23 protein-coding genes are annotated in these 24,641 nt (G+C 72.0%); 7 read left to right on the top strand and 16 right to left on the bottom strand.

The window, feature by feature from the left end; all coding sequences use genetic code 11:
- Positions 1-343: 343 nt before the first annotated feature.
- Both JOF36_RS13750 and JOF36_RS13745 read left to right on the top strand, forming a co-directional pair.
- On the top strand, positions 344-691 hold the full coding sequence (locus JOF36_RS13750) for a PE domain-containing protein (RefSeq protein WP_210027182.1): 348 nt from the start codon (positions 344-346) through the stop codon (positions 689-691).
- Positions 688-1,230 (top strand): DUF3558 family protein, encoded by a 543-nt coding sequence (locus JOF36_RS13745; RefSeq protein WP_210027180.1) that lies wholly within the window; start codon positions 688-690, stop codon positions 1,228-1,230. The genes JOF36_RS13750 and JOF36_RS13745 overlap by 4 nt, the downstream gene beginning before the upstream one ends.
- On the opposite strand, the gene JOF36_RS13740 is transcribed toward JOF36_RS13745, so the two are convergent.
- Genes JOF36_RS13740 through JOF36_RS40850 form a run of 4 tightly spaced genes read right to left on the bottom strand, consistent with a single transcriptional unit; the run spans position 1,224 to position 4,653 of the window.
- Positions 1,224-1,658, bottom strand: a complete 435-nt coding sequence (locus JOF36_RS13740; protein ID WP_210027178.1) for a pyridoxamine 5'-phosphate oxidase family protein — start codon at positions 1,656-1,658, stop codon at positions 1,224-1,226. The genes JOF36_RS13745 and JOF36_RS13740 overlap by 7 nt on opposite strands.
- 46 nt (positions 1,659-1,704) lie before the next feature.
- On the bottom strand, positions 1,705-2,688 hold the full coding sequence (locus JOF36_RS13735; protein ID WP_210027177.1) for an ArsA family ATPase: 984 nt from the start codon (positions 2,686-2,688) through the stop codon (positions 1,705-1,707).
- Complete coding sequence (locus JOF36_RS13730) at positions 2,679-2,957, bottom strand: cory-CC-star protein (RefSeq protein ID WP_210027175.1); 279 nt, start codon at positions 2,955-2,957, stop codon at positions 2,679-2,681. The genes JOF36_RS13735 and JOF36_RS13730 overlap by 10 nt, the downstream gene beginning before the upstream one ends.
- A complete protein-coding gene (locus JOF36_RS40850; protein ID WP_210027173.1) occupies positions 2,941-4,653 on the bottom strand; it encodes a carbon starvation CstA family protein in 1,713 nt (570 codons plus the stop codon). The genes JOF36_RS13730 and JOF36_RS40850 overlap by 17 nt, the downstream gene beginning before the upstream one ends.
- 207 nt (positions 4,654-4,860) lie before the next feature.
- Here JOF36_RS40850 and JOF36_RS13720 point away from each other — a divergent pair, with 207 nt between their 5' ends.
- Positions 4,861-5,409, top strand: a complete 549-nt coding sequence (locus tag JOF36_RS13720; RefSeq protein WP_210027172.1) for a class IV adenylate cyclase — start codon at positions 4,861-4,863, stop codon at positions 5,407-5,409.
- An 82-nt stretch (positions 5,410-5,491) separates the two neighbouring features.
- Here JOF36_RS13720 and JOF36_RS13715 read toward each other — a convergent pair whose 3' ends face one another.
- Positions 5,492-6,712 (bottom strand): MFS transporter, encoded by a 1,221-nt coding sequence (locus JOF36_RS13715; protein WP_307862369.1) that lies wholly within the window; start codon positions 6,710-6,712, stop codon positions 5,492-5,494.
- A gap of 94 nt (positions 6,713-6,806) precedes the next feature.
- Between JOF36_RS13715 and JOF36_RS13710 the strand changes: the two genes are divergently transcribed.
- On the top strand, positions 6,807-7,304 hold the full coding sequence (locus tag JOF36_RS13710) for a hypothetical protein (RefSeq protein ID WP_210027171.1): 498 nt from the start codon (positions 6,807-6,809) through the stop codon (positions 7,302-7,304).
- Positions 7,305-7,404: 100 nt separating this feature from the next.
- Here the strand turns inward: JOF36_RS13710 and JOF36_RS13705 are convergent, their stop codons facing one another.
- From JOF36_RS13705 to JOF36_RS13680, 6 genes are all read right to left on the bottom strand, one after another.
- Complete coding sequence (locus JOF36_RS13705; RefSeq protein ID WP_372447453.1) at positions 7,405-7,899, bottom strand: Dps family protein; 495 nt, start codon at positions 7,897-7,899, stop codon at positions 7,405-7,407.
- Between the two features lie 178 nt (positions 7,900-8,077).
- Positions 8,078-9,007, bottom strand: a complete 930-nt coding sequence (gene lipP1, locus JOF36_RS13700) for a LipP1 family hormone-sensitive lipase (RefSeq protein ID WP_210027169.1) — start codon at positions 9,005-9,007, stop codon at positions 8,078-8,080.
- 1 nt (position 9,008) lies between these two features.
- Complete coding sequence (locus JOF36_RS13695) at positions 9,009-9,818, bottom strand: alpha/beta fold hydrolase (protein ID WP_210027168.1); 810 nt, start codon at positions 9,816-9,818, stop codon at positions 9,009-9,011.
- Between the two features lie 10 nt (positions 9,819-9,828).
- Entirely contained in the window at positions 9,829-11,076 is a 1,248-nt protein-coding gene (locus JOF36_RS13690) for an LLM class flavin-dependent oxidoreductase (RefSeq protein WP_210027167.1), read from the bottom strand.
- A gap of 129 nt (positions 11,077-11,205) precedes the next feature.
- Positions 11,206-13,011: an NAD(P)/FAD-dependent oxidoreductase gene (locus tag JOF36_RS13685; RefSeq protein ID WP_210027166.1), complete on the bottom strand. Its 1,806-nt coding sequence runs from the start codon at positions 13,009-13,011 to the stop codon at positions 11,206-11,208.
- A 146-nt stretch (positions 13,012-13,157) separates the two neighbouring features.
- Positions 13,158-13,985, bottom strand: coding sequence for a hypothetical protein (locus JOF36_RS13680; RefSeq protein WP_210027165.1), 828 nt, complete (start codon positions 13,983-13,985; stop codon positions 13,158-13,160).
- An 88-nt stretch (positions 13,986-14,073) separates the two neighbouring features.
- Between JOF36_RS13680 and JOF36_RS13675 the strand changes: the two genes are divergently transcribed.
- Together JOF36_RS13675 and dinB are read left to right on the top strand one after the other, a co-directional pair.
- Positions 14,074-16,062, top strand: a complete 1,989-nt coding sequence (locus tag JOF36_RS13675; protein WP_210027164.1) for a hypothetical protein — start codon at positions 14,074-14,076, stop codon at positions 16,060-16,062.
- Between the two features lie 36 nt (positions 16,063-16,098).
- A complete protein-coding gene (gene dinB, locus JOF36_RS13670; RefSeq protein ID WP_210027163.1) occupies positions 16,099-17,328 on the top strand; it encodes a DNA polymerase IV in 1,230 nt (409 codons plus the stop codon).
- A gap of 13 nt (positions 17,329-17,341) precedes the next feature.
- Here dinB and JOF36_RS13665 read toward each other — a convergent pair whose 3' ends face one another.
- Positions 17,342-17,632, bottom strand: coding sequence for an SH3 domain-containing protein (locus JOF36_RS13665; protein ID WP_210027162.1), 291 nt, complete (start codon positions 17,630-17,632; stop codon positions 17,342-17,344).
- Between the two features lie 129 nt (positions 17,633-17,761).
- On the opposite strand from JOF36_RS13665, the gene JOF36_RS13660 reads away from it, so the two are divergent.
- Entirely contained in the window at positions 17,762-18,502 is a 741-nt protein-coding gene (locus JOF36_RS13660) for a Clp protease N-terminal domain-containing protein (protein WP_210027161.1), read from the top strand.
- Positions 18,503-18,526: 24 nt separating this feature from the next.
- Here JOF36_RS13660 and JOF36_RS13655 read toward each other — a convergent pair whose 3' ends face one another.
- The 4 genes from JOF36_RS13655 to JOF36_RS13640 are packed head-to-tail and all read right to left on the bottom strand — an operon-like array spanning position 18,527 to position 24,590.
- On the bottom strand, positions 18,527-19,321 hold the full coding sequence (locus tag JOF36_RS13655) for an alpha/beta fold hydrolase (protein ID WP_210027160.1): 795 nt from the start codon (positions 19,319-19,321) through the stop codon (positions 18,527-18,529).
- On the bottom strand, positions 19,318-20,757 hold the full coding sequence (locus tag JOF36_RS13650; protein WP_210027158.1) for a wax ester/triacylglycerol synthase domain-containing protein: 1,440 nt from the start codon (positions 20,755-20,757) through the stop codon (positions 19,318-19,320). Before JOF36_RS13650 ends, JOF36_RS13655 begins: the two co-directional genes overlap by 4 nt.
- The gene (locus tag JOF36_RS13645; RefSeq protein WP_307862368.1) at positions 20,750-22,237 is read right to left on the bottom strand and encodes an HAD-IB family hydrolase; all 1,488 of its coding nucleotides are present in this window, start codon (positions 22,235-22,237) and stop codon (positions 20,750-20,752) included. Before JOF36_RS13645 ends, JOF36_RS13650 begins: the two co-directional genes overlap by 8 nt.
- Entirely contained in the window at positions 22,224-24,590 is a 2,367-nt protein-coding gene (locus JOF36_RS13640; protein WP_210027154.1) for a glycerol-3-phosphate 1-O-acyltransferase, read from the bottom strand. Before JOF36_RS13640 ends, JOF36_RS13645 begins: the two co-directional genes overlap by 14 nt.
- Between the last annotated feature and the right edge of the window lie 51 nt (positions 24,591-24,641).

Here is a 24,641-nt window from a genome sequence, read left to right as displayed (position 1 = left end):
GTGTTCGATGTCACCTTTCCGTTTGCAATCGCAAATCCGCGAAGCACGTCGTCGCGACGTGCTGCACGAGTTGCCCCCGGACGCTCTACCTCTCGACCGGGCATTCCGCCGCGAACCGCGGATGGACGGGTTGCGGGACAAGAACCGCGCAGTCGTACAGGACGATTCCTTACACGCCACCGGCGCCGGGTCCGTCCGAGCACCACTAACGCACGGTCATCATGGCGTTGCCGGCACGCGCCATGCCGACCTGCGTCAACGGCGTGGTACCCGCTGCGTCAGCGGATCATCGGATTGTGGGGAGACGCTCCTGCACCGGCGCACGGTGATCTAATCTCGATCCGTGCCGCTGAGCCCGGAGCAGCAACACTCGATCAACGACCTGGTCGCCCAGGTGAACCTCGACAACGTGCTGCAGGTAGCCGCGTTGCTTCGGAGACAGGCCGACGAGCTGGAAGACGTCCTGACCACCGCGAGCCGGGATCTCCAGTTCAATCCGTGTGGCGGCGACCCGGTCTCGGGTGACGCGCAACATCTGTTCCAGGCCAAGATCGACCGCATCGCCTCGGTGCACTGGGCGCACCACGCCGAAGTCCGGGCTGCGGCGGACGCACTGCATTCGGTGGCTCGATCCTACGGGTATACCGACGCCGACCTCGAGAACGCTTTCGTTCGTCTGGCACGGGCATGACTCGCCGAGGCATCCGCCCAGCCGCAGTCGTCCTTGCAATATTTGCTGCCGGGTGCGGGTCGCCGCCGAACTCGGACCCCTTCCCACCCAGGCCCTTCGCGCTCGATGTCGCGCAGGTGGCACCGTGCTCCGCCGTGTCGGCCGGACAGCGAAATGTGCTGGACCTGCGAACAGGTCGGCCGGGAACCTCACACGGCGGAACGTCTCGCGGCTGTACCTGGTCCGGCAACGACGGGCTGGGCTATAACCTGCAGACCTTCGAGCAGCACGCCGCCAGCGCTATTGCCGGCGGGCAGACGTCCGTCATCACGGTCGCCGGGTTCGGCGCCGTCGAGAGCACTCCGCCCGCACCGGGCACCGGCCTACCGTTCTGCCAGGTGGTGCTGGACGTCGCCGACGACGCCTCCCTCCGCGCGCAGCTCCAGGTCAATCCGTCCCGGCCCGATGCCGGCCGGCTCACGACCGAAGACGTCTGCACTCAGCTGCACGACGTCGCGGCGACGATGCTGGCCAACCTCCGTGCCCAGCAGGATCAGTAGTTCCCCACCACCCGCACCGGCGCCACCAGCACCGCAGCCCGCCGCTGCTCGGCCATGACTCGGTCGTAGGCGTCCCAGTCGTCGTGCGTGCCGCCGCAGGCGGCGAAGACGTCCCGCAGCAGCGCACGGACGTCTACGCCGGGGGCCGGATCGTCCGGCCCGATGATCTCCGACGAGCCCTCGACGGCGACCCAGCGCCATCCGGAGCGCCAGTGCAGGGACGTCGCGGGGCGCTCGCGCAATGCCCTCAGTTTCACGGGTCCGTAGGTGACGTAGGCGGCAACGGGCGAGCCGGTCACCGGGTGGTCGAGGACGCCGGCGTTCACCAGCGAGGTGTGCGGCCGTCCGTCGGACCGTACGACGGCGACGGTGCACAGTCCGTTGTCCTCGGCCACGATCCGCCGGACGGCGTCGAGATCAGCGCTCATGGATCGCGAGTCTGCTCCCCCGCACCGCCGAACGCAGCAACGAGTGTCAGTCGAGCATGTCGGCGAACCGGCCGACCGCTTCCGCACCGACGAGCTCACCGGGGAGCAACGGCAGTTCGGTGACGGGGATGCCGGGGAGCTTCCCGGTGAGCATCTCCAGGAACTGGTCCTCGAGTTCGCGGCGCTGCGCCAGGAACTCGCCCGCATCCGACGGGGAACGGCGGTTGACCACCAGCTCCCCGACATGCACACCCGCCGCGCGAAGGTGCTCGTGGAGCTCGAGACTCTCCAGCACCGGCAGGCGTTCGGCCGCCAGCACGATGACGAACGAGGTCAGCTCCCCGTCCCCGAGGGTGTCCCGGAGCCTCTCGAACTTCTCGCGGCGCCCGATCAATGTTCGCCGGATCCGCAGGTCGCGTTCGACCAGCGGGTCGTGCGGGGTGTCGTCGACGAGCCGGCTCCGATTCGTGTCGCGGGTCAGACCACGGACGGCGGCACCGAACTTCTCCGACTTCTGCCGGTTCCGCAGCAGCCCCTCCATCCACGAGGCCATGATCTCCGGTAGGGCCATCAACCGCGACGTGTGACCGGAGGGCGCCGTGTCGAACACGATCAGGTCGTACGTCAGCAGCCCCATCTGCAACACACCGGCGATGCGCTCCAGGGTGGCGGCCTCGTGTGTACCCGGCGACTGCCGGGACAGTTTCAGGTACCGGTCCACCTCTCCTCGCAGGTGTTCCGGCATCACCGAGTACAGGGTCTCCCGCACCGCCGAGAGGTGCTCGTCCGTCGTCGCGTCCGGGTCGATCTCGACGCCGTCGAGGTCGTCGGCCAGCGCGACGACCTCCGGGCCGATGGTCTGCTGCCACAGGTGACCCAGGTTGTGGGCCGGGTCCGTGGAGACGAGGAGGACCTTCCGCCCGGACCGCGCCGCGGCGAGCCCGACGGCGGACGCGACGGACGTCTTCCCCACCCCGCCCTTGCCGCCGAAGAACAGCACGCGGCGGCGACCGGCGAGGTCTAGCAGCATGAGATCTCGTTCAGCGGTGAGCGTTCCATACCCATCCGACGGTGCCATTCGTGGAAGTTCTCGTACACCACGGGAAGCAGTTCCATCGTGTAGTAGCCGGCCGGGTTCGGCAGTCCGAGGGCCTCCGAGAGCACCATCATCATGAACAGGTCGTCCTCGTCGCGTTTGGCCCGGGCGAAGGACCGCCGGTACGGCGCGGCATAGAACTCCTCGAGGCCGCCGGCGACGCGGCGGCAGAACGCCACGAACCGCCTACCGGCCGGACTCATCCCGGGTACCCGCCTCGGCCACCTCGTCCTCGGGCTCCGGCTCCTCCTTGCGAGCACGCCCGATCGCCGTCGCCGACTCGACGACGACCCACACCGCCGCGACGAGGATGACGATGTCCATGCCCAGGAGCAGCCAGTTGCCCTCGTTGTAGAACTCCACGATCTGCACCAGCAGCGCGTAGACCGTCATCACCAGCACGAACAGCAGCGGCAGCAGCACCGGCAGGTACGGACGGCGCTTCCGGACCAGCATCACGGTCATGATCGCCAACGTCAGCGCCGCCAGCAGCTGGTTGGTGGTGCCGAACAGCGGCCAGATCACCATGCCGCCCTCGCCGGAGCCCGTCACGTCCGCGCCGAAGGACAGCCCCAGGCCGAACACGATGACGATGACGGTGGCCACGAAGGTGCTGAACCGCAGCCCCATCAGACCGCCGATCTCCTCGACGATGTAGCGCTGCAACCGCACCCCGGTGTCCATCGTGGTCGCGGCGAACAGCACCGCCATGGTTGCGAGGATGGTGGCGGACAGCGACACCGGGATGCCGAGGCCCTCATTGAGGATCGATCCGCCCGAGGTCACGAACGTGACGACGCCGCCCTCGTTGAAGGCCGAGTAGGTCTCCTCCCAGCTCGCGAGGGTCTCGAAGCCTGCGGTGACGACGATGATCGTGCCCAACGCCAGGAGGCCTTCGCCGACGGCGCCGAAGTACCCGACGAAACGCGCGTCGGTCTCCTTGTCCAGCTGCTTCGAGGACGTGCCGGACGAGACCATGCCGTGGAATCCGGAGATCGCCCCGCAGGCGATGGTGACGAACAGCAGCGGCACGAGGCCGGGGGTGCCCGGAGGCGGGTTCTCGTTCACGGCGGGCGCCACGATCGTCGGCGAGGAGATCAGGATCGCGGCGTACAGGATGCCCAGGCCGATGAACAGCTGGAGCCCGTTGATGTAGTCCCGCGGCTGGAGCAGCATCCAGACCGGCAGGGTCGAGGCGACGCCGGCGTAGAGGAACAGGACGATGATCCAGAACGCACCGGCGGACAGGCCCAGGATGGTGTCCGGCAGCTCGATCGGGAAGCGGTCCCCCACCAGGATCAGCGCGTAGAGCGCGACCACGCCCACGATCGACACCAGCGGCAGGTTCCACTTCAGCCGGTAGATCGCCTGACCGATCAGCACCGCGACCACGATGGCGCCCCAGACCGGGATCACCGCCGTGGGCTGGGCGATCAGCAGCTCGGCGATGACGACGGCGAAGACCGCGTTGACCATCAGCAGCAGAAGGAAGATGACGATGAGGAACAGGTTCCGGCCCCGGCTGCCGATGTAGCGCCCGGACAGCGAGCCGATGGACTGGCCCTTGTTCCGCACGGACGCCCAGAGCGCACCCATGTCGTGCATGCCGGCGAAGAAGACGGTGCCCAGCGTCACCCACAGGAACGCCGGCAGCCAGCCCCAGATCACCGCGACCGCCGGACCGACGATCGGGGCCGCGCCGGCCACCGAGGTGAAGTGGTGTCCCCAGAGGACGAACTTGTTGGTCGGCACGTAGTCGACGCCGTCGTTGAACTCGTGCGACGGCGTCGTGTACGACGGGCTCAGCTTGTAGACCCGGTTCGCCAGGTACTTCGAGTAGATGAGATAGCCGGCGATGATGATCACTATGCCGACCAGCGTCAGGACCACTGAGCTCACGCTTCCGACCTCGCTTCCCTGCGCCGACTCGACCCGTCGCGGGTGAGACTAGTCCGATCGGCATATCAAATCGACCCAACGGCGCGTACCGGACCGCCGTGCCCGAACAGGCGCTTCCGGGCGTCGACGACGGGTGGAGCCGGGCTCCGGTGCCGACGTCGAGTCACAGCCTGGGAATCGGACCCGGGATCCGGTTGGCTGTCGCACATGCAGGTCGCAATCGTCGAGATCAAAGCGCACTGCCCCGAGCCCGGAGCGACGTCCGCCCGGATGCTCGAGCTCGGGGCCACCCACCAGGGTCGCGACCACCAGGTCGACACCTACTTCGCCGTCCCCCACGGCCGCCTGAAGCTCCGGCAGGGCGGCATCGAGACGAACCTGATCCACTACCGTCGCGACGACCACGCCGGCCCCAAGGAGTCACAGGTCCTGCTGCACTCCCCGAGCGACGCACCGTCCCTGCGAGCAGCGCTCTCCGCCGCGCTCGATGTCCGCGTCGTCGTCGACAAGCAGCGCGACATCTTCTGGGCCGGCAACGTCAAGCTGCACCTCGACGACGTCGCCGGTCTCGGGACCTTCGTCGAGATCGAGGCGATCGACCGGGACGGCTCCCACTCCAGGGCCGAGCTCCACGACCGGTGCCGGCAGTGGCTGAACGATCTCGGCATCGAGCCGAGCCTGTTGGTCACGCACTCCTACAGCGACCTGTTGCTCGCCCGGAACGAAATGCGGGCAGGAGATGCCGGCGACCCGTAACGCACGTCGGGCAGACGCCAAACGCCAGACGGCGGACGGCGGACGGCACGGCCGGGTCAGCGGCGAGCAGCCGTCCGAGCGATCACGGGACGCGGCTCGTCGCCGGCACTCGCTCCGGACCCGCCGGCGCCGCCACCCGTCGTCCGAGCACCGTGGCGACGATGCCCACCACGACGATGACACCGCCGTAGACGAGCGCGGTCGGCCGCAGGCCACCGACGGTCGCCGCCACCCCGGCGATCATCGCGGGCACGCTGAACGCCAGGTACGACAGCGTGTAGGTCGCCGCGAACAGCTCGCCGCGCTCGTGCGGCTCAGCCAGCGTCGACAGCGTCCCGAAGGTCGCGAACGCCGCCGCTCCGAAGCCGACACCGGCGACCAAGGTGCCGACCGTCGACACCACGAGCGACCCGCTCAGCACCCCGACGAGGGTGACCAGGGTGCCCAGCGCGAGCACCGCCGCGGACGGGGCGAGCACCCGGACCGGCGGGCGGGCGCGGAGCAGGAACCCCGTCAGTGCCCCGGTCAGGCACAGCGTCGCCACGACGAGGCCGCTGACCAGGTGGTTCCGCACGCCGAACACCTGGGTCACGACCGACGGCCCCAGCGACAGGTACAGCCCGCTCAGCGACCAGCTCGCCACCAGCGTCGGCACGACCCCGGCGAACCCGCTGCGCAGTCGCGACGGCACGCCGACCCGGGGGCGCAGCGACGCCAGCGCGCCCGGCCGACGCTCGATCGTCTCGGGGATCAACGCGACCAGCAGCGCGGCGACCAGCAGGCCGCCGACCAGCAGGACCCAGACCAGCCGGGTCGGTGCGGGCGCGAACTCGACCAGCGCGCCGCAGGCGAGTCCCCCGAGTCCGAGGCCGGTGAGCGGGGCGGTGCCGTTGACGAGTCCGGCGCGTCCCGGCCGCGGAGCGAGATCGACGAGTGTCGCGGGCAGCGTCGCCGTCGCCGCACCCGTCGCGATCCCCTGCACGATCCGGGCGGCGAGCAGCCAGCCGACGCCGTCGGCCACCAGGAACAGCACCACCGACACGATCTCGAGCCCGATGGCACCGAGCAGCACCGGGCGGCGTCCGATGTGGTCGGACAGCGCTCCGATCACGAGCAGCGACGCGATCAGCGCGAGGACGTAGACCGCGAAGACCGTCGTCAGCGTGAAGTCGGTGAACGCGAACCGCTCCTGGTAGACGACGTAGAGCGGCGAGGGTGCCGACGACGCGGCCAGGAACCAGACGAACGTCACCGCGACCACGGTGAAGGCCACCGGCGGGGACAGGCGGAAGCGGGCGAGCACGGCGCTCCTCGGATGGATGAGCTACTGAGCGTTGCCAACAACCACGACACGGCACGGCATTCCGGAGTGGGCCGGGTGCTGGCAGGCTCGGCCCATGCTGCGTGCCACGTCCGCCAGGGCCGGGCTGTTCGCCGTGCGCTACGAGGTGAGCGAGGACGGCCGCCCGGTCACCGGCTGGACCGCGCGGACCTGGCAGCAGCATCGCGACCTGGTGATCGACGGGCACCCGTACGCGCTGCGCTCCGAGGGCATCGCCCGGTTCGCGCTCGAGGGCGAGATCCGGGCGCACATCCTGCGCACCGTGGACCACCCGGACGGCCCGCTGTCGAAACCGCACTGGAACGTGGAGGCCGGCGACCTGACCTACCGGCTCGCCGGCTCCGGCGTCGGGCGCCGGTTCGCACTGCTCACCACCGCGGACGCGGTCAACGAGGCCGGACGGGTGTGGCGGACGGGGTCGCTGCGGCCGTCGTACGCCGCGCAGCTCCCGAACGCCCTGGAGCTGCCGGTCCAGGTGTTCGTCCTGTGGTCGGCGATGGCGATCTGGCGGGCCAGCGTGGCCGCGGCGGCGACGGTCACGCCCACCCGGTGAACGGACGCCCCGGCGAACGACGAAGCCCCGGACACCGTGCGGTGTCCGGGGCTTCTGCGCGGCGGGCGCGGTGGTGGTCACGCCCGCCGGGTGGGCCGGATCAGGACTCGCTGCGGAACCCGGCGGCCTGGGCCTGCCACATCCAGCGGGCCTTCTCCAGCTCGCGGCCCAGCTCGATGAGCAGGTCCTCGGTGAGCGGGTCGGCCTTGCCCACCTGGTCGATCCGCGGGCGGAGCCGCTCGACGGCGGTGTCCACGGTGCGCGACACGGTCAGGACCGTCTCGGCGTCGGACACGTAGCCCTGCGGGTACTCCGGCAGGCCGGTGTCGCGGCCGACGGTCCTGGACCGGCCGTCCGGGGAGACACCGATCGCGGCGGCGCGCTCGGCGGTGTTGTCGGCGTGCTCGCGGGCGAGGTCGACGAGCTCGTCGAGGTGCAGGTGGACGTCACGGAACTGCTTGCCGACCAGGTTCCAGTGCGCCTGCTTGGCGACCAGGGACAGATCCACGAGGTCGACCAGGGTCTCCTGCAGGAGGCGGCCGGTGATCTCGGTGGCGCCGTGGTCGAACGGGCTGGTGATCGGGGTGGCCATGATGTCTCGGCTCCTTCGGTTCGGTCCGGAACTGCGCCGGCGGGGATCACCCGCCTTCACACGGAACAACGCCGGCGTCGAGATCCGTATGCCCGGAACACGCCGGTCCGTGACGCACTCGACATCCGGTAAGGGCCACCTGGCCTGCGGAAATATCGCCGGTCGATCGATCAGCGGCGCCTCAGGCCAGCGCGGCCCGCACCGCGGCGGCGGCCCGGTCCAGGGTCTCCCTGGCCGGGTCGAGCGCTCCGGCCATCTGGAAGAAGCCATGGATCATGCCGTCGCACGGGATGTGCTCGGTCGTGACGCCGGCCTCGGTGAGCCGCCCGGCGTAGGCGGCGCCCTGGTCCCGTAGCGGGTCGAACTCCGCGGTGATCACCATCGCCGGCGGCAGGCCGGAGAGGTCGTCGCTCTGCGCCGGGGACATCCGCGGGTCGAGGCCGTCGTCCGGGTCCGCCTGGTACCAGCCGTAGAACCATTCCATCCAGCCCCTGCTCAGCAGCGGGCCGAGCGCGTTCTCCCGCATCGAGGGGCTGTCGTCGTGCCGGTCGACGGCCGGGTACACCAGCAGCTGGAACCGGATGGCCGGGCCGCCCCGGGTCCGGGCCTGCTGGGCGACGACGGCGGCGAGGTTGCCGCCGGCGCTGTCCCCGCCCACGGCCAGCCGGGTCCCGTCACCACCGAAGTCGGCGATCTTCTCCGCGGCCCAGGCCGCCGCGGCGTAGGCGTCGTCGACCGCGGCCGGGAACCGGTGCTCCGGGGCCAGCCGGTAGCCCACCGACGCCACGATCACCCCGGCCCGGTTGGCCAGCGTCCGGCAGAGGGCGTCGTGGCTGTCGATGTCGCCGATCACCCAGCCGCCGCCGTGGTAGTAGACCAGCACCGGGAGCGGACCCTGGCCCTGCGGCGCGTAGACCCGGATCGGGATGTCGCCGTCCGGTCCGGGGGCGGTGGCGTCGGTGACCCGGTCGACCTGTTCGGGCTCGCCCGCCAGGTCGGCGAGCTCACCGATCAGGGCCCGGTTCTGGGCCACCGTCATGCTCTCCGGGGACGGCATCCCCTGCTCGGCCATCTGGTTCAGCAACGCCTCGACCTGCGGGTGCAGTGGCATCTCAGTTCTCCTTCGCGCTCAGGAACCCGTGCACGGCATCGGTGACGGGGCCGGGGTTCTCCAGATGGGGCAGGTGTCCGGCCGCCGGCACGGTCACCAGCCGGGCGTCACGCAGCCGATCGGCGAACGCCGGACCGTAGGCCGGGTCGACCAGCCGGTCCTGCTCGCCGAAGACCAGCAGGGTCGGTGCGGCGATCCGGTGGATCCGCCGGTCCAGGCCCTTGTCCGGGATCGGCCAGATGAAGTGCAGGATGCTCGCCATCCGCATCGCCGCCTCGAACTGCGCCTGCGGGTCGTCGGCGGGCACCTCCATCGCCCGGGCCAGCGGTCCGGCCGGGTCGGCCAGTACCAGGGCGGGCAGGTCGGCGGGCGACATCCCGGCGATGTCCGGGATCGGGTGCTCGTCGAGCCACAGCCCGATCGGGGCGAGCAGCACCAGCCTGCGCACCCGGCGCGGGGAGTTCGCGGCGAGCTCGGCCGCGACCATCCCGCCGAACGAGTGCCCGACGACCGTGATCCGGTCCAGGCCGAGCGAGTCCAGCAACTCGTCGTAGAACAGCACCAGCTCCCAGATTCCGGGCAGGTGCGACAGGTCGTCGGCCTCCCCCGAACCGGGATGGCGCACCGCGTACACGGTGTGCGAGGCGGCGAGCCCGTCCAGGAACGGGTCCCACATCAGCCCGGCGGCACCGTGCAGGAACAGCAGCGGATCGCCCGACCCGCCGACCAGTACCCGCGCGGTGATCGGGCCGACCCGCACCTCGCGCTCGGTGGCCTGTCCTCCGGTGGGCTGCGTTCCGGTGACCGTCATCGTCGCCCCCTCACGCCTGCACGGCCGGCTCGCCGGCGACGGCGCGGACCGCCGCCCCGGAGGGCCACCAGTCGTGGGTCCAGCCCTCGTCGTCCCAGATGTGGCGGATCCGCGGCATGACCTCCTGGGCGAACAGCGTGATGTTCTTCTTGGTCAGCTCGTGCGGCATCGAGCCGATCTGCAGCAGTGCGTGCAGGTTGCCGACCCGCAGCGTGCGGGCGACCTCGATCAGCCGGTCGGCGACGGTCGCCGGGCTGCCGGCGATGATGAAGCCCTCCTCGACGAGGGTCTTCCAGTTCTTGTCCAGTGCCGCGGCCGCCGCGATCGCGCCGGGCTGGTTCGTCTTGATCGCGAACTCGGTCGACTTGCGGGTCCGGTACCCGGGCGCCTCGAAGAAGTACGGCGGGATGTGCAGGCACTTGTTGAAGAAGTAGGTGACGTGCTCGAGATACTCCTTCTCGGCCCGTTCGTCCGTCTCGGACACGCAGATCTGCTGGGCGAACCCGGCCCGGAACGGGTTCCGGTCGATCCCGAGCTCGTCCATCGTGGACCAGAACCCGTCCATCAGCTTCTTGCCGAACTTCGCGCCGAAGAAGCTCAGGTAGCTGTAGGTGTAGTTCTTCGCCGCGGCCAGCTCCCAGGTCTCCACCGAGCCGCCGCCCGCCAGCCAGACCGGTGGGTGCGGCTTCTGCAGCGGCTGCGGCCACGGGTTCACGTACCGCAGCTGGTTGAACCGGCCGTTGAAGGCGAACGGCCCCGGCTCGGTCCACGCCTTGATGATCAGTTCCTCGGCCTCCCGGAAGCGTGGCCGGGTCTCGGTGGGCGTGACGCCGTAGCAGAAGTTGACGTCCATCGAGGTCCCGACCGGGAACCCGGCGGCGAGCCTGCCCTCGGAGAGCACGTCGAGCATCGCGAACTCCTCGGCCACCCGGGTGGCAGGCGCGTAGAGCGCGAGCGTGTTGCCCAGGACCATGATGGCCGAGTTGTTCGGCGTGCGGCGGGCCAGCGCCGCGGCCATCAGGTTCGGCGAGGCCATGAACCCGTAGCCGTTCTGGTGGTGCTCGTTCACCCCGACGCCGTCGAAGCCGAGCCGGTCGGCCAGCTCCAGCTCGTCGAGGTTCCACTGGTAGTACTGCGCCACCCGGCGCGGGTCGCACAGCTCGGTGTTCGGCGGCGTGACCCAGATCGACTCGTAACGCTGCTCGAAGTCCACCGGGAGGTCGCGGTACGGCATGAGATGGAAGAAGATCGACTTCATTGTCGCTCCTGATCGCGTGACGGCGGTCACACCATCTTCGCCATCCGCGTGCCCCGTTCGGACACCGCCGTTGGACTGATGCTCGTGAGTGGCCATCGCGGATCGGACCGCGATGACCACTCACGACGCTCATGCCAGGTGGTGCCGGTCCTGCAGCGCGTAGACCGGGGTCGCGATGCCCTCCTGGCGGGCCTTGAGCTGCAACGCCAGGTACAGCGAGTAGAACCGGCTCTGGTGCAGGTTGCCGCCGTGGAACCACAGGTTCTGCTGCTGGGTGGGCTTCCACATGTTGCGCTGCTCGCCCTCCCAGGGACCGGGGTCCTTGGTGGTCTCGGAGCCCAGGCCCCACACCTTGCCGACCTTGTCGGCGATCTCCTGGCCGACGATGTCGGCGGCGAGGCCGTTCATCGACCGGTAGCCGGTGGCGAACACGACCAGGTCGGCGCCGAGCTCGGTGCCGTCGGCGAGCCGGACACCCTTCTCGGTGAACTCCTGCACCTGGCCACCGACCAGGTTCACCTTGCCGTCGGCGACGAGCTCGGCGGCGCCGACGTCGATGTAGTAGCCCGAGCCGCGGCGCAGGTACTTCATGAACAGCCCGGAGTCGTCGTCACCGAAGTCCAGCTCGAAGCCGGCCTTCTCGAGCTTGGCGTAGAAGTCGGCGTCCACCTCGCGGACCGTGTCGTAGTTCGGCTTCTCGAACTGGTTCATGATCCGGTACGGCAGCGACGCGAAGATCATGTCCGCGGTCCGGGTGTCGACCCCGCTCGCGACGGCCTCCTCGGAGTAGAGCCCCTTGAGGCAGTACTCCATCAGCGACTCGGACTTGATGATGTGCGTCGAGGAGCGCTGCACCATCGTGACGTCCGCGCCGACCTCCCAGAGCGCGCCGCAGATGTCGAACGCCGAGTTGTTCGACCCGACGACGACGACCTTCTTGCCCCGGTAGGCGTCCGGCCCGGGGTGCTGCGAGGAGTGCTGCACCTCGCCCCGGAACTGCTCGCGGCCGGGGAACTCGGGGATGTTCGGCTTGCCGGAGACGCCCAGCGCCATGACGAGCTGGCGCGGCCGCAGCGTGATCTCCTCCCCCGCCCGGTCGACGACGACGCTCCAGCGGCCCGCGGCCTCGTCGAAGGTCGCCGAGCGGGCCGTCGTGGAGCCCCAGTAGTTCAGCTCCATGATCCGCGTGTAGAACTCCAGCCAGTCGCCGATCTTGTCCTTCGGCGCGAACACCGGCCAGTTGTCCGGGAACTTCAGGTACGGCAGGTGGTCGTACCAGACCGGGTCGTGCAGGGCGAGGCTCTTGTAGCGCTTGCGCCACGAGTCACCGGGCCGCTCGTTGCGCTCGACGATGATCGCCGGGATGCCGAGCTGGCGCAGCCGGGCGCCCAGCGCGATACCGCCCTGCCCGCCACCGATGACCACGACCTCGGGGTCGCGGGTGCGGCCCAGCTCGGCGAGCTCGTCGTCGCGCCGCTCCTTCCACGTCATCCGGTCCGGGTTCGCGCCGTGCTCGGTGCCGAACGGGCGCCGCTCCCGCATCGGCTCCTCGTGGCCCGTGAGCTCGTCGAGGGTGGTGAGCAACGTCCAGGCGCGGCCGTCGACGATCCGGACGTGTCCGGACCCGCGCCCCACGGCCGTCTCGAAGGCGAACCAGGCGTCGGTCACGCCGCCGGCCTCGGCCGGCTCGGCGGTGAGCGTCCAGTTCGACGGGTCGGTGCCCGCCAGGGTCTGCGACAGCAGGTCGCGGACCCCGTCGTGGTGCTCGACCGTCTTCAGGTTCCAGGTGAAGGAGACCAGGTCGCGCCAGTAGCACTCGTCCGCGAACAGGGACACGGCCCGGTCGACGTCACGGGCGGACAGCGCGTCGGCGAAGGCGGTGAGCCAGCCCTCCGCCGTCGTGCGCGCCGCTGACTTCTCCTGCGTGGTGGTCACTGCAGCACCTCCGGCGAGTGGTTCACACGACCGCGGCGGCGCTCGCCGTCCCGCCACGGTCGTCGGGGCAACGAGGAAAGTGAACACCACACTCGTGATCCGCGACACGGGTTGCGGCGAGGTTGCAACGCCGGGGGGCGGGCCCGTCAATGCACCCTGCGGCGCACCGAGTCGGGATCGGGGCGGGTCAGGGCGACCACCCCGGCCAGCGCGACGATCACGCCGAGCAGGGCGACGCCCTCCCACCCCGGCCGGATCCGGTCGCCGAGCAGCGCGATGCCGAGCACCCCGGGCACGACCACCTCGGTCACCGACAGCACCGCCGTCGCCGTCCCGACCGCGCCGCTCTGCAGCGCCTTCGCGAAGGCCAGCACACCCAGCACACCCATCAGCACGATCCCGTACACCAGGGGATCGACCAGCAGGTCGGTCACCGTCTCCCAGCGGAGCGGACCGGGGTGGATGGCCCGCACGGCGAGCGCGGTGCCGCCGAACCCGAGCCCGGCCAGCAGCGCCAGCAGCATCGGCCGCCCCGACCGCCACACGAACGGGGCTGCGACCAGCAGCACCGCGAACGACGCGAGCAGCACCGGCGTCGCCGCGGGCGGCAGCGCGTCCGGGCGCTCCGGCTCCGCGGCGGCCGCGACCAGCACCAGGCCGGCCAGCACCGCGAGGACCGCCCAGCGGTCGCGGCGGATCATGTTCCACGGGTTCCAGTCGTGGTCGGCCAGCGCGGTGAGCGCGATCGCCCCCGCCAGGATGGACTGCACCGCGAACACCGGCAGGTACCGCAGCGCGACCACGGTGAGCACCCAGGCGAGGACGTCGGCGAACAGGCCGGCCAGGAACCACGGCTGCTGCCACACCGGCCGTCCGTACCGGGCCAGCCTGCTGCCCTTGGCCTCCCACAGGGCCGCGATCGTGTTGCCGATCATCGCGGCGACGGCGATCAGCAGGGCGAACAGGGTCGTCATCTCCCGGACCATCCTGCCCGTTCCGGCCCGGCCCGGCTCCGGACACGCCGACCCACGCGGGGCCGGGCCGACGGTGCACACTCGGACCATGCGCATGCAGTTCGGGGTGGACGAGGACGACGCGTTCCACGAGCGCGCGGGGCAGCTGCTCAGCGGCTTCGCCGGCTGGCTCGACGAGAACGAGCTCGTCGCCGAGCCGACGTCGGCCGAGCTCCTGCTGCAGTACAAGTGGCTCGCCGCCGACGGCGATCTCGCCGACTGGCCGCTGGAACAGGTCGAGACCTTCCTCGACGGCTGGTGCCCGCGGGTCATGACCGAGCACCGGCTGCCGCTGCGCCTGGTCCCGCTGACCGTGGCGGTGTTCCTGGAGTACCTCGACGAGTGCGGGCTGCTCACCGCGCAGAGCCCGCGACCCTCGCAGATCCGGCGGCTGTGCACCGCCTACGCCGACGACTACGACGAGCTGGAGTCGGGCCCCGTCCACCCGGTGCTCGCCGAGTTCGACACGCCCCCGGACCCGGTGCGGATCCCCGGGCCCGCACAACGGGCCGAGTCCGCGGCGCAGGCGCCGATCGTGCGCGACGCCCGCGCGCTGGCGCAGTGGTGCGGGGCGAAGGGCCGGCAGCTCACGAAGACCGGCAACCTGCGGCTCGCCGACGCGAAGCACCTGGCCACGGAACTGGACACCGACGACCTCGACGCGCCCCGGTACGCCCGGCTCGGCCGGGCGGACCGGCTGACGAACCTGACCTGGGTCCTGGAGACGGCCGTCGGCGCCGGCGCGGTCCGCCGCGAGGACGGCAGGCTCGTCGCCGACGAGCGGTTCGCCGGGCTCGACGACACCTCCGCGCACGAGGACCTGGTGCTGGCCGCGCGCGACGCCGGGGCGCTGACCGTCTCCCTGCCCGGCCGGCGACGCGCGGACGACGGGTACGACCTCGACGACGGCCTGCTGGAGGGCCTGCTCGACGAGGACACCGACCTCGGCGACATCGACCTCGACGAGACGGCCCTCGACGAGACGGACGACAAGCCGGTCGAGGGCGACGCCGAGCAGCTCGCGATCGAGGTCCTCGCCCGGGAGCTCGCCGCGGCGGGCGACGGAGCGCACCCCTCCGAGATCGTCGAGGACCTGCTCGACGACGACACCGGAGACGACTCCGAGTTCCCCGAGCCGGCCGACGACGCCACGCCCGCGTTCCTGGCCCTGCTCCGCCACCCGGACGACGGTATGGCGTTCGACGACCTCGTCGCGCTGCTCGACCTGGTGCTCGGCTGGAACGCCGAGTTCACCCTCGCCGAGGGCGCGCCGCACTGGGCCCGGCTGCTGACCGCCCGCCTCGAACGGCTGGGCCTCGTCCGCTGGCAGGACACCACGATGGTGCACGACGACCTGCTCCGCCAGGAGCACCGCTCGGGCGGGCGGGTCACGCTCACCCCCGGCGGGGTCGCGTGCGCGCTGCTCGTCCTGACCGCCGAGGGGCTCGGCTACCCCAGCCGGCCCGATCCGGCGGTCGCGCAGGTCACCGAGATCGTCGACCTGGCGGGCGAGGTGCCGCCGGACGAGTGGCGCCGCGACATCGACACCTGGCACGCGGCCCAGCCCGACCCGGACGAGGCCGTCGCCGCGTTCGTCACCCGGGCGCTCGCGCCGGACCAGCCGCTGGTCGTCGTCCTGACCGCGACCAGCGTGGCCGCGGAGCGGTTCGGCGCCGACGTCGTCGACCGCCTGCTCCGCGAGCACCTCGACGGGCCGCACCGGGCGCAGGTCGCCCGGCGGCTGGTGGCACGCGGCCTGCTCGACCCGCTCACGGTCGAGCCGGAGCTGCTGCTGCGCGCCTCGGTCGACGTCCTCGCCGTCACCGTCGACACCATCGGGACCGACGAGTGGCCGACGCTGTTCGCCCGCGAGTTCCCGCCGGAGACGGTGGACGTGTTCGACGCCCTGTGGCGGCTCGACCACCCGCGCCTCGGCGAGGTCCTCGCCGAGATCGGCGGGTTCCACCCCGACAAGCGGGTGGCGAAGGCGGCGCGCAAGGCGCTGGTCCGCTGGCAGAGCCGCACCGGCGGGAGCTGACACGACCTCGACCGCGGGGCCGCCGGATGCGAACATGTGTTCGTGCGCGGCCTGGCCACCATCCTGCATGCCGACCTGGACGCGTTCTACGCGTCGGTCGAGCAGCGCGACGACCCGCGCCTGCGCGACCGGCCGGTGATCGTCGGCGGCGGGGTCGTGCTGGCGGCCAGCTACCAGGCGAAGGCCTACGGGGTGCGGACGGCGATGAACGGCAGGCAAGCCCGCGCGCTGTGCCCGGCCGCGGTCGTCGTGCCGCCGCGGATGGCCGCCTACTCGCAGGCGAGCCGGGCCGTGTTCACGATCTTCCGGGACGTGACGCCCGAGGTGGAGGGCCTCTCGATCGACGAGGCGTTCCTCGAGGTCGGCGGCCTGGCCCGGATCGCCGGAGTCCCGCGGGAGATCGCCGCGCGGCTGCGCGCCCGGGTCGCGGACGAGGCCGGACTGCCGATCACCGTCGGGATCGCGCGGACGAAGTTCCTGGCCAAGGTCGCGAGCGGGGTCGCGAAACCGGACGGGTTGCTGGTCGTCGAACCCGGCCGGGAGCGGGAGTTCCTGCACCCGCTGCCCGTGGAACGGCTGTGGGGCGTCGGCACGGTGACCGCCGACAAGCTGCACGAGCTCGGCGTCAGGACGGTCGCCGACGTCGCCGCGCTCGGCGAGCCCGCACTGGTGTCCCGGCTCGGGCCCGCCGCCGGGCGGCACCTGCACGCGCTGGCGCACCTGCGTGACCCGCGGCCGGTGGACACGCGCCGCACCCGGCGCTCGATCGGCTCGCAGCGGGCGCTCGGCCGCCGCCCGCGCACCGACGAGGAGCTGGACGCCGTCCTCGCCGGGACCGTCGACCGGCTGGCCCGCCGGCTGCGCGCACCGAAGGACGGGGAGCGGGGCCCCACGGGCGGACGGGTCTGCCGGACCGTGGTGCTGCGGCTGCGCTTCGGCGACTACGCCCGGGTGACCCGCTCGCACACGCTGCCGGTCCCGACCGCGCACACCCCGACGATCCTGGCCGCGGCGCGGCGGCTGCTGGTCGCCGCGACACCGGAGATCCGCGACCGCGGGATCACCCTGCTCGGGCTGTCGCTGACCAACCTGGACCGCGACGACGCGCTGCAGCTGGAGCTACCGCTGGACGCCCACGCCGGCCCGGCGCTGGACACCGCGCTGGACGAGGTGCGCCGCCGGTTCGGTGCGGGCTCGGTCGCCCGCGCCACCCAGCTCGGCCGCGACCAGGGGCTCGAGGCGCCCCTGCTGCCGGAACACGAGTGAGCACCGGGCCCGCTCAGCAGGCCGGGTTGCTCCCGAGCTCGCGCGTGGTGCGGATGTAGTAGTTGGTCACCCAGCCCTCCTCGGGGCCGAGGATCCGGTACCAGACGGTGTCGCCGTAGATCGGCTCCCCGCGCTGCCAGCAGCCGATCCGGACCGGGGTGCCCGCCTCCGGGATGGTGCCGACGACCGCGTGCCCGGTCCCCGGACCCGAACGCACCTGCAGACCCTCGATCGTGGTGCGGGTGCACCCGGCGAGCACGAGGACACCGAGCAGGACCGCCGCGGAGCACCGGAGGCGTCGCACACCGTTCACCTCACGCGATCGTGTGACAGCCGTGGGCGCGGAGAGTACCGAGCAGGCGAGCCCGCCGCGCGGCGGCGCACGGTCAACTCATGGTTGACGATCCGCCACCGTCAACCTAGGGTTGACCGCATGACCTCACCTTCTCCCATCACGAACACCGTCCGGCTCGACGACCTCATCGCCGCCATCACCGGCACCCACGAGAACCCGCTCGACCAGCTCTCCGACGCCGTCATCGCCGGCGACCACCTCGGCGAGGTCGCCGACCACCTCATCGGCCACTTCGTCGACCGGGCCCGCCGCTCGGGCGCGTCCTGGACCGAGATCGGCCGCAGCATGGGCGTGTCCAAACAGGCCGCCCAGAAGCGGTTCGTCCCGAAGGCGTCCGAGCCGCTCGACCCGCAGCAGGGCTTCGAGCGCTTCACCCCGCGGGCCCGCAACGTCGTGGTCGCCGCGCAGAACGAGGCCGCGACGGCGGGTAACGCCCTGATCGCCCCGGCACACCTGGTGCTCGGGCTGCTCGCCGATCCGCAGGCACTCGCCGTCGTGCTGCTGTCCCGCCAGGGCATCGCCCCGGACGCGATCCGCGCGGCCGCCACCGCGGTGCTCCCGGGACGGGCCGACGACGTCCCGGACCTCATTCCGTTCGACCCGGCTGCGAAGAAGGCGCTCGAGCTCACCTTCCGCCACGCGCTCCGGCTGGGGCACAACTACATCGGCACCGAGCACATCCTGCTGGCGCTGCTGGAGCAGGAGGACGGCGACGGTGTCCTGTCCGGCCTCGGCGTCGACGCGCAACGCGCCGAGGACGCGGTCGTCAAGGCCGTCTCCGCGGCCCTGGCCCAGCAACAGCAGACCGAGCACGACTGATCCGCTGAAGATCACCGCAGGTGCCTAGGACGTCACCTCGAAGCGGGTGTGCTGCAGGATCGTCCACGCGACCAGCGCCGGGTTGTCGACCATCGGAACGTGCCCGACCCCGGGCAGCACGACCAGGTCGGCACCCGGCACCGCGTCCACCATCGGCTGCCCGTACCGGGCGAAGGGGATCGTCCGGTCCGAGCCGGACCAGGCGATGCGGATCGGGCACGGCAGCTCGTCGAACGGCGCGATCGCGGTCTCGATGCTCGCGGCGGACAGCAACGGCTCCAGCATCGTGCAGCCGGCGAGGTCGTCGAACAGCTCGTCGACCTCCTCGGGGGTGTAGCGGTCGGCACGCTCGGCGACGGTGAGCAGCAGCAGGCGCCGGATCAGCCCGCAGCCGGCGAGCCGGCGCACCGGCCGCCACCCGGCGAGCAGCGCACCCACCCGGAAGGTCGCGAGGAGCCGGTACAGGTCCGACGGCATCCCCCACGCCCCGGCCGGGGACAGCGCGACCACCGAGCGCGCCCGCCCACGCCGGGCCAGCTCCAGCGCAGCCCAGCCGCCGAGCGAGTTCCCGACGACGTGCGGGGCCTCGTCGACCCCCAGCTCGTCCAGCTGTTCGATCAGCGCGTCCACCACGACGTCGATCGAGAAGTCGCCGCCGGGCAGCGGCGGCCCGCCGAGATGGCCCGGCATCGTGACCGCCCAGACGTCGTGGTGTTGTTCGAGCATCGGCAGCACCGGCTTCCACGCCCGCCACGACGACGTGACCCCGTGCAGCAACAGCAGCGGCTCCCCCGAACCGCCGCGCCGGTACGCGGTCACCGCACGACCACCGGTTCCGCCGAACCCGGTACCACGGCGAGGACCTCGGCGAACCCGGCGGCGAGGCACTCGGTGAACAGGTCCCGGTCGGTGATCGCGGCCGCGTCCAGGTTCGCGCCGACGCAGCAGGTGTCGCCGTGGGTGACCACCGAGATCATCGCGGCGCAGCCGGGCAGCGGGGCGAAGGGGTAGACCCGCTCGATCCGGCCCCCGCACAGGTACGCCTCGGAACGCAGTCCCGGAACGTTGGACGCCTGCAGGTCGGTCCCGGCGGTCCCGGCGCCGACGACCAGTGCCGCCGGCACCGGCCCGGGCAGCCGGGCCACCAACGGCGCGACGACGTCCGGGCTCTCCAGGGCCGGCTCGTCGCGCGCCGCGCGCATCCGGGCGCCGACCGTGCGCATCCGTTCCCCCGCGTCGACGATCCCCATCGGGGCGCTGATCCGGGCCGGCGCCCACCGGTTGCCCCCGGCGACGTCGCCTGCCCGCCGCACCGAGACCGGTGTCGACGTGCGCAGGGTCGCGTCAGCGGCGACCGGATGGCCCATCTCCTCGTGGTAGAGCCGGAACCCGCCGAGCAGGGCGGCCAGGTAGGCGTCGTTGAAGGACCCGCCCACCGACCTGCCCGCCGCGCGCAGGTCCGCGAAGGCCACGTCCAGCGCGGCGAACCGCCAGGACAGCCCGCGCGGGCGCAGCAGCTCCGACGCCGCACCGGACGGCGGGGACAGCACCCGGACCGCGGATCCCAGGTAACCGGCGGTGCTGCGGACCGCGGACACCGGGCGGGTGAGCGCGCCGAGCACGTCACGCACGGCCCGGGCCGCACGTGGCACCGTCCCGAGCTCGCGGCGGACCAGCCGGTCGATCTCGGCGACCGGGTCCGGCGCCTCGGTCGCGGGCGCCGGCGGCTGGGGCTTGGCGTCGTCGTGCTCCCGCTTGCGGCTGTGCAGCTGGGACAGCAGCTGGACGGCGCCGATCCCGTCGGTGAGCACGTGGTGCAGCTTGAACAGGAACGCGGACCGCCCGCCGGGCAGTCCCTCGACCAGCATCGCCTCCCACGGCGGCCGGGCCCGGTCGAACGGGGTCATCGAGAACTGCTCGGCGATCGGGCCGAGCCCGCTCCAGACCTCGGTCCCCGCTCCCGGGAGCCGCACGCGCCGCAGGTGGTAGTGCAGGTCGAACTCGACGTCGTGGATCCAGTACGGCGTGCCGAGCCCGCCCAGCGGCTCCCGCACCCGCTCGCGGAACCGCGGGACCATCCGGGTCGCCCAGTCGACGGCGGCGCACAGGCGGTCCCACTCCGGCGTCGCGTCGAGGATCTCCACCGCGAGCACCGGGCAGCGCAGGCGCGGCTCGCCCGCCTCGGCCCGCCACATGATGACCTCGAACGGCGACATCTCGCGGGCACCGCCCCAGGTCCCCGGGGTGTCACTCATCCGGTGTGCCCTCCTCCAGGACCACCCGCCGCTCCGGCCAGCGCGCCAGGGTGTCGAGGAACAGCTCGCGGACCTCCTCGGCGTAGGTGCCCGCGTGTTCGGGCACCCAGTCCGTGGTGTCGATCGGCGGGTGCACGACCACCTGGACGGTGCCGCCGCGCAGTGTCTGCGCACCGCGCCACATGATCTCGCCCGAGTTCCGGATGACGACCGGGACGATCGGCACCCCGGCCTGCATCGCGATGTGGAAGGCGCCCTTCTTGAACCGGCCGAGGCGCGGGGTCGGCGACCGGGTCCCCTCCGGGGCGATGGCCAGCGAGATCCCCTCCTCGCGGAGCTTGTCGACGGCAGGCTGCAGCGCCGCACGCGCCTGGGTGGAGTTCCCCCGGTCGACGAAGGCGACGTCGGCGATCCGGAACAGCTGGCCCCAGACCGGGATCTGCGCCGCCTCCTTCTTCGCCACCCCGGTGAAGTTCTCGCGCAGCAGCTTCATCAGGATCGGCACGTCGAACTTGGACTGGTGGTTGAACACGAACACGCACGGCCGGGCGGCGACGAGGTGCTCGGCGCCGGTGACGTCGACGCCGATCCCGGCGAGTCCGAACGCGACGTCGGCGCCGACCCCGGCGGCCATGTCGACGAACGTGCGGCGCGAGCCGTGCAGCAGGCCCGCCCCCGCCGCCGCGGCCAGCCCACCTGCCATGCCGCCGTAGAAGACGGCGGTGCGGGCCAGGTCGGTGACGTCGGGGAACAGCCCGCCGCGGGGCGCGCAGTCCAGGATCGGCCAGCCCAGCTCGGTCGCCAGCTCGCGCAGCGAGTCGGTCGGCGACACCGCGACCGGGTGCCCGACGGCGGAGAGGAACTCGGCGTCCTCGGTGCCGTTGGCGTAGCCGAAGCAGTCTCCGATGTCGACGCCCTGGTCGTGGGCGTCGGCGAGGACCGCGGCCGCCTTGCCGGCACCCCACAGCGAGATGCCGGAGACCCGGCCGGTGAGCACGCCGTCGGCCACCTCCAGCTCGGTGCACAGCACCCGGTCGGCGCCGAGCTCCTCGGCCATCGGCTGCACCTGGAACCGGGTCGCCGAGGACGCCATCACCACCTGGTGACCCTGCTCGGTGTGCGCGGTGACGAGCTCCCAGATCTCGGGGTGCAGCGCGCCGGCGATCTCGTCGCGGAACAGCGCGCGGCCGAGGGCGTGCAGCTCGTCCTCGGTGCGCCCCTTCCAGGTGGCGAGGGTGATGGAGAGGAACTCCTTGAAGTCCTCGTCGGTGCGGATGCCACGCATCCCGGACCGGAGCGTGCGCACCAGCTCGACCGGGCCGACGTCGAACTCGCGCAGCCGCGTGCGGTAGAACGCGCCTGCCGAGTAGCCGTCGATGACGGTGCCGTCGTAGTCGAAGTACGCGACGGTCCCCGGTCCCGGCGGCGCCTCCCGGATCGCCCGCAGGCGCTGCGCCCGGCCGGATTCAGCTCGCGACACCACGGTCCCCCTCCTCACGTTCCTGGGCTGCCGGCAGGGCCCGCGCCGGCGGTGGCTCGTCGTCGCCCGTCCCCAGGACCACCTCGAGCCGCGCCCGCTGCAGGTCGCCCAGCCTCCCGAGATCATCGATCACCGCGGTCACCTCGGCGAGCCAGAACCCGCGCTTCTCGGTGAGCGGCACACCGTCGCCGTCGGCGACCAGGTCCCGGTTCTCCGCCTGCCGCAACGCGGTGGCGTACAGCTCCCGCGAGACCGAGTCGGGCCGGTCCAGCCGGTGCTGCATCAGCATCTGCCGGCCCACGCCGAGACAGTCGTCGAGGAACTCCTTCTCCTCCGGCAGCGGCCGGTCACCCAGTGCCGCGAGGCGGTCGGCGACGACGAGCTGGGCGTCGAGGAAGGAGCGGAGCACACCGGGGGCGACCAGCAGCGGGGCCTGCCGCAACGACGCGCGGACGTCGGCCGGGCGCGCGTTGCGCTGTCGCCAGTCGGGATCGACGAGGTCGAGCTCGCGCAGGATCTCGCCGCGGAACTCGCGGCGGGTGGAGAAGAAGAACTCGAACTTCAGCAGGTCCCGCAACCGGGAGAGCTCGCGCCACCCGAGGTCGAGCAGGTCCTCGTCGTCGCGCGCGTCGCCGATGCGCAGCAGCGCCACCTCCAGCAGCGCCCGGTTGAGCAGGTGGTGCAGCGTCCCGTTGCGGTAGAAGGCGGCCACGTGGTGGCGGCCGGAACCGATCGTGAAGACCGGCTCGGTCCCGCCCTCGAAGACGGTGACGACGCCGGCGTCGGCGAGGCGGTCCAGCGTCATCCGCAGGCCGTGCCGGGTCCGCAGCTCCGCGATCGGGACGGGGACGTCGCGCGCCTCCAGGTGGTCCGCGAGCGGGGCGACGACCTCACGGACCTGCTGCAGGGTCAGCGCGCGGTCCCGGGCGGACAGCAACGCGAACGTGACCAGCGACGTGGCGGTGGCCGGGGTGACGGCGTTGATCCCCGCGCACACCCGGAACGCCACCTTCTCGAGCTGCGCCGAGCCGTCCCCTGCCTCGGCGAGGGCGTCGCGCAGCGAGACCGGCTCGGCGATCCGGACCTGCGCGGTGCCGATGTGCCTGCTCTGCTCACGGAAGTAGTGGTAGAGCCAGCCGAGGCCCTCGGCCTTCTTCTCGCCGCCCCGCTGCTCGGCGGCCATCGCGCCGACCTCGTGCAGCTGGTCGTAGGCGATCGAGACCGGGACCAGGATCGCGTCCAGCCCGGGCCGGTCCTCCATCGCGGCGACCAGGTAGTGGAGCAGGCCGACCCGGGGGCGGCGGAGCTTGCCGGTCCGGCTGCGACCGCCCTCGATGTACCACTCGAGGTTGAACCGCTTGGCGAGCAGGTGCCCGAGGTACTCCTGGATCGCGGCCTTGTAGACCGCGTCGCCGCCGAAGCTGCGCCGGATGAACACGATCCCGGCCCGGCGGCCGAGCGCGCCCATCGGCCAGAACGACAGGTTGTTCCCGCCGAGCACGTGGTTGCGCGGGAAGTTGCGCTCGTGCAGGACCTCCGCGAGCAGCAGCGGGTCGGCGTAGGACCGGTGGCTGGGCAGGAAGACCAGCGCGTGGTCCCGGTTGAGCTCGCGCAGCCGCTCGAGGCCGGCCTCGTCGACCTGGACGTCCCAGGCCTTGGCGTGCATCGGGCCCATGATCGCCCGGAAGACGTCGATGGCCGGTGGGCTCTGCACCGCGGCCATCTCGTGCAGGCAGTCCTCGAGCTGCTCGGCGACGTCCGGCGCGGGCCGGCCGGTCCGGGTCGCGAGCCGGGCGACCAGCTCGGAGAAGCGGGTGGCGGAGGTGATCTGCTCGACCATCCGGCGCGGAACCTTGTACCGGTCGCCGAGGATGCGGCGCTCGGCACGGTCGCAGGCCAGCACCGCCTGCCGGGCGACGAACCGGGCGAACCCGTCCGAGCCGCGCCGCCCGTTCTCCTGCGCGACGAACCGCGACATCAGGTCGGCGACGGTCGCGGGCTCGCCGACGGCCACCCGGGCGGAGTCCGGGCGGTGCCGGGCCAGCGCCGGATGCAGCGGCGACCAGGCCATCCGCATGACGGCGGTGGTGACCAGCCCGCGCAGCTTGCCGATCGCGCCGGGATCCCCGACCTCCGGGGTCACCCAGGCGACGCGGGCCGGGACGACCACGGTGCCGTCACCGTGCAGGGCCTCACCGAGCGCGGCCGGGGCCTCCGGGCCGTCGCCGATCGGCACCACCGGCGCCCCGGGATGGTGCTCCGCGGCCCAGCGGCGCAGGATCGCCCGCTCGGTGTGCGACCGGGCCTGGAGGACGATCACCTCGGGCGAGCCGGTTCGCGCGTCGGTCGTCATGGAATCCCCCGTCGGCGTGGTCCGGCAGGTTCCCGTCGCCTGCCGGTCTCA

Origin of the sequence: Pseudonocardia parietis (assembly GCF_017876315.1) — a bacterium.
Lineage (GTDB): Bacteria > Actinomycetota > Actinomycetes > Mycobacteriales > Pseudonocardiaceae > Pseudonocardia > Pseudonocardia parietis.
Note: the sequence above shows the minus strand (reverse complement) of the source record. Positions and strands in the feature narration are given on the sequence as shown.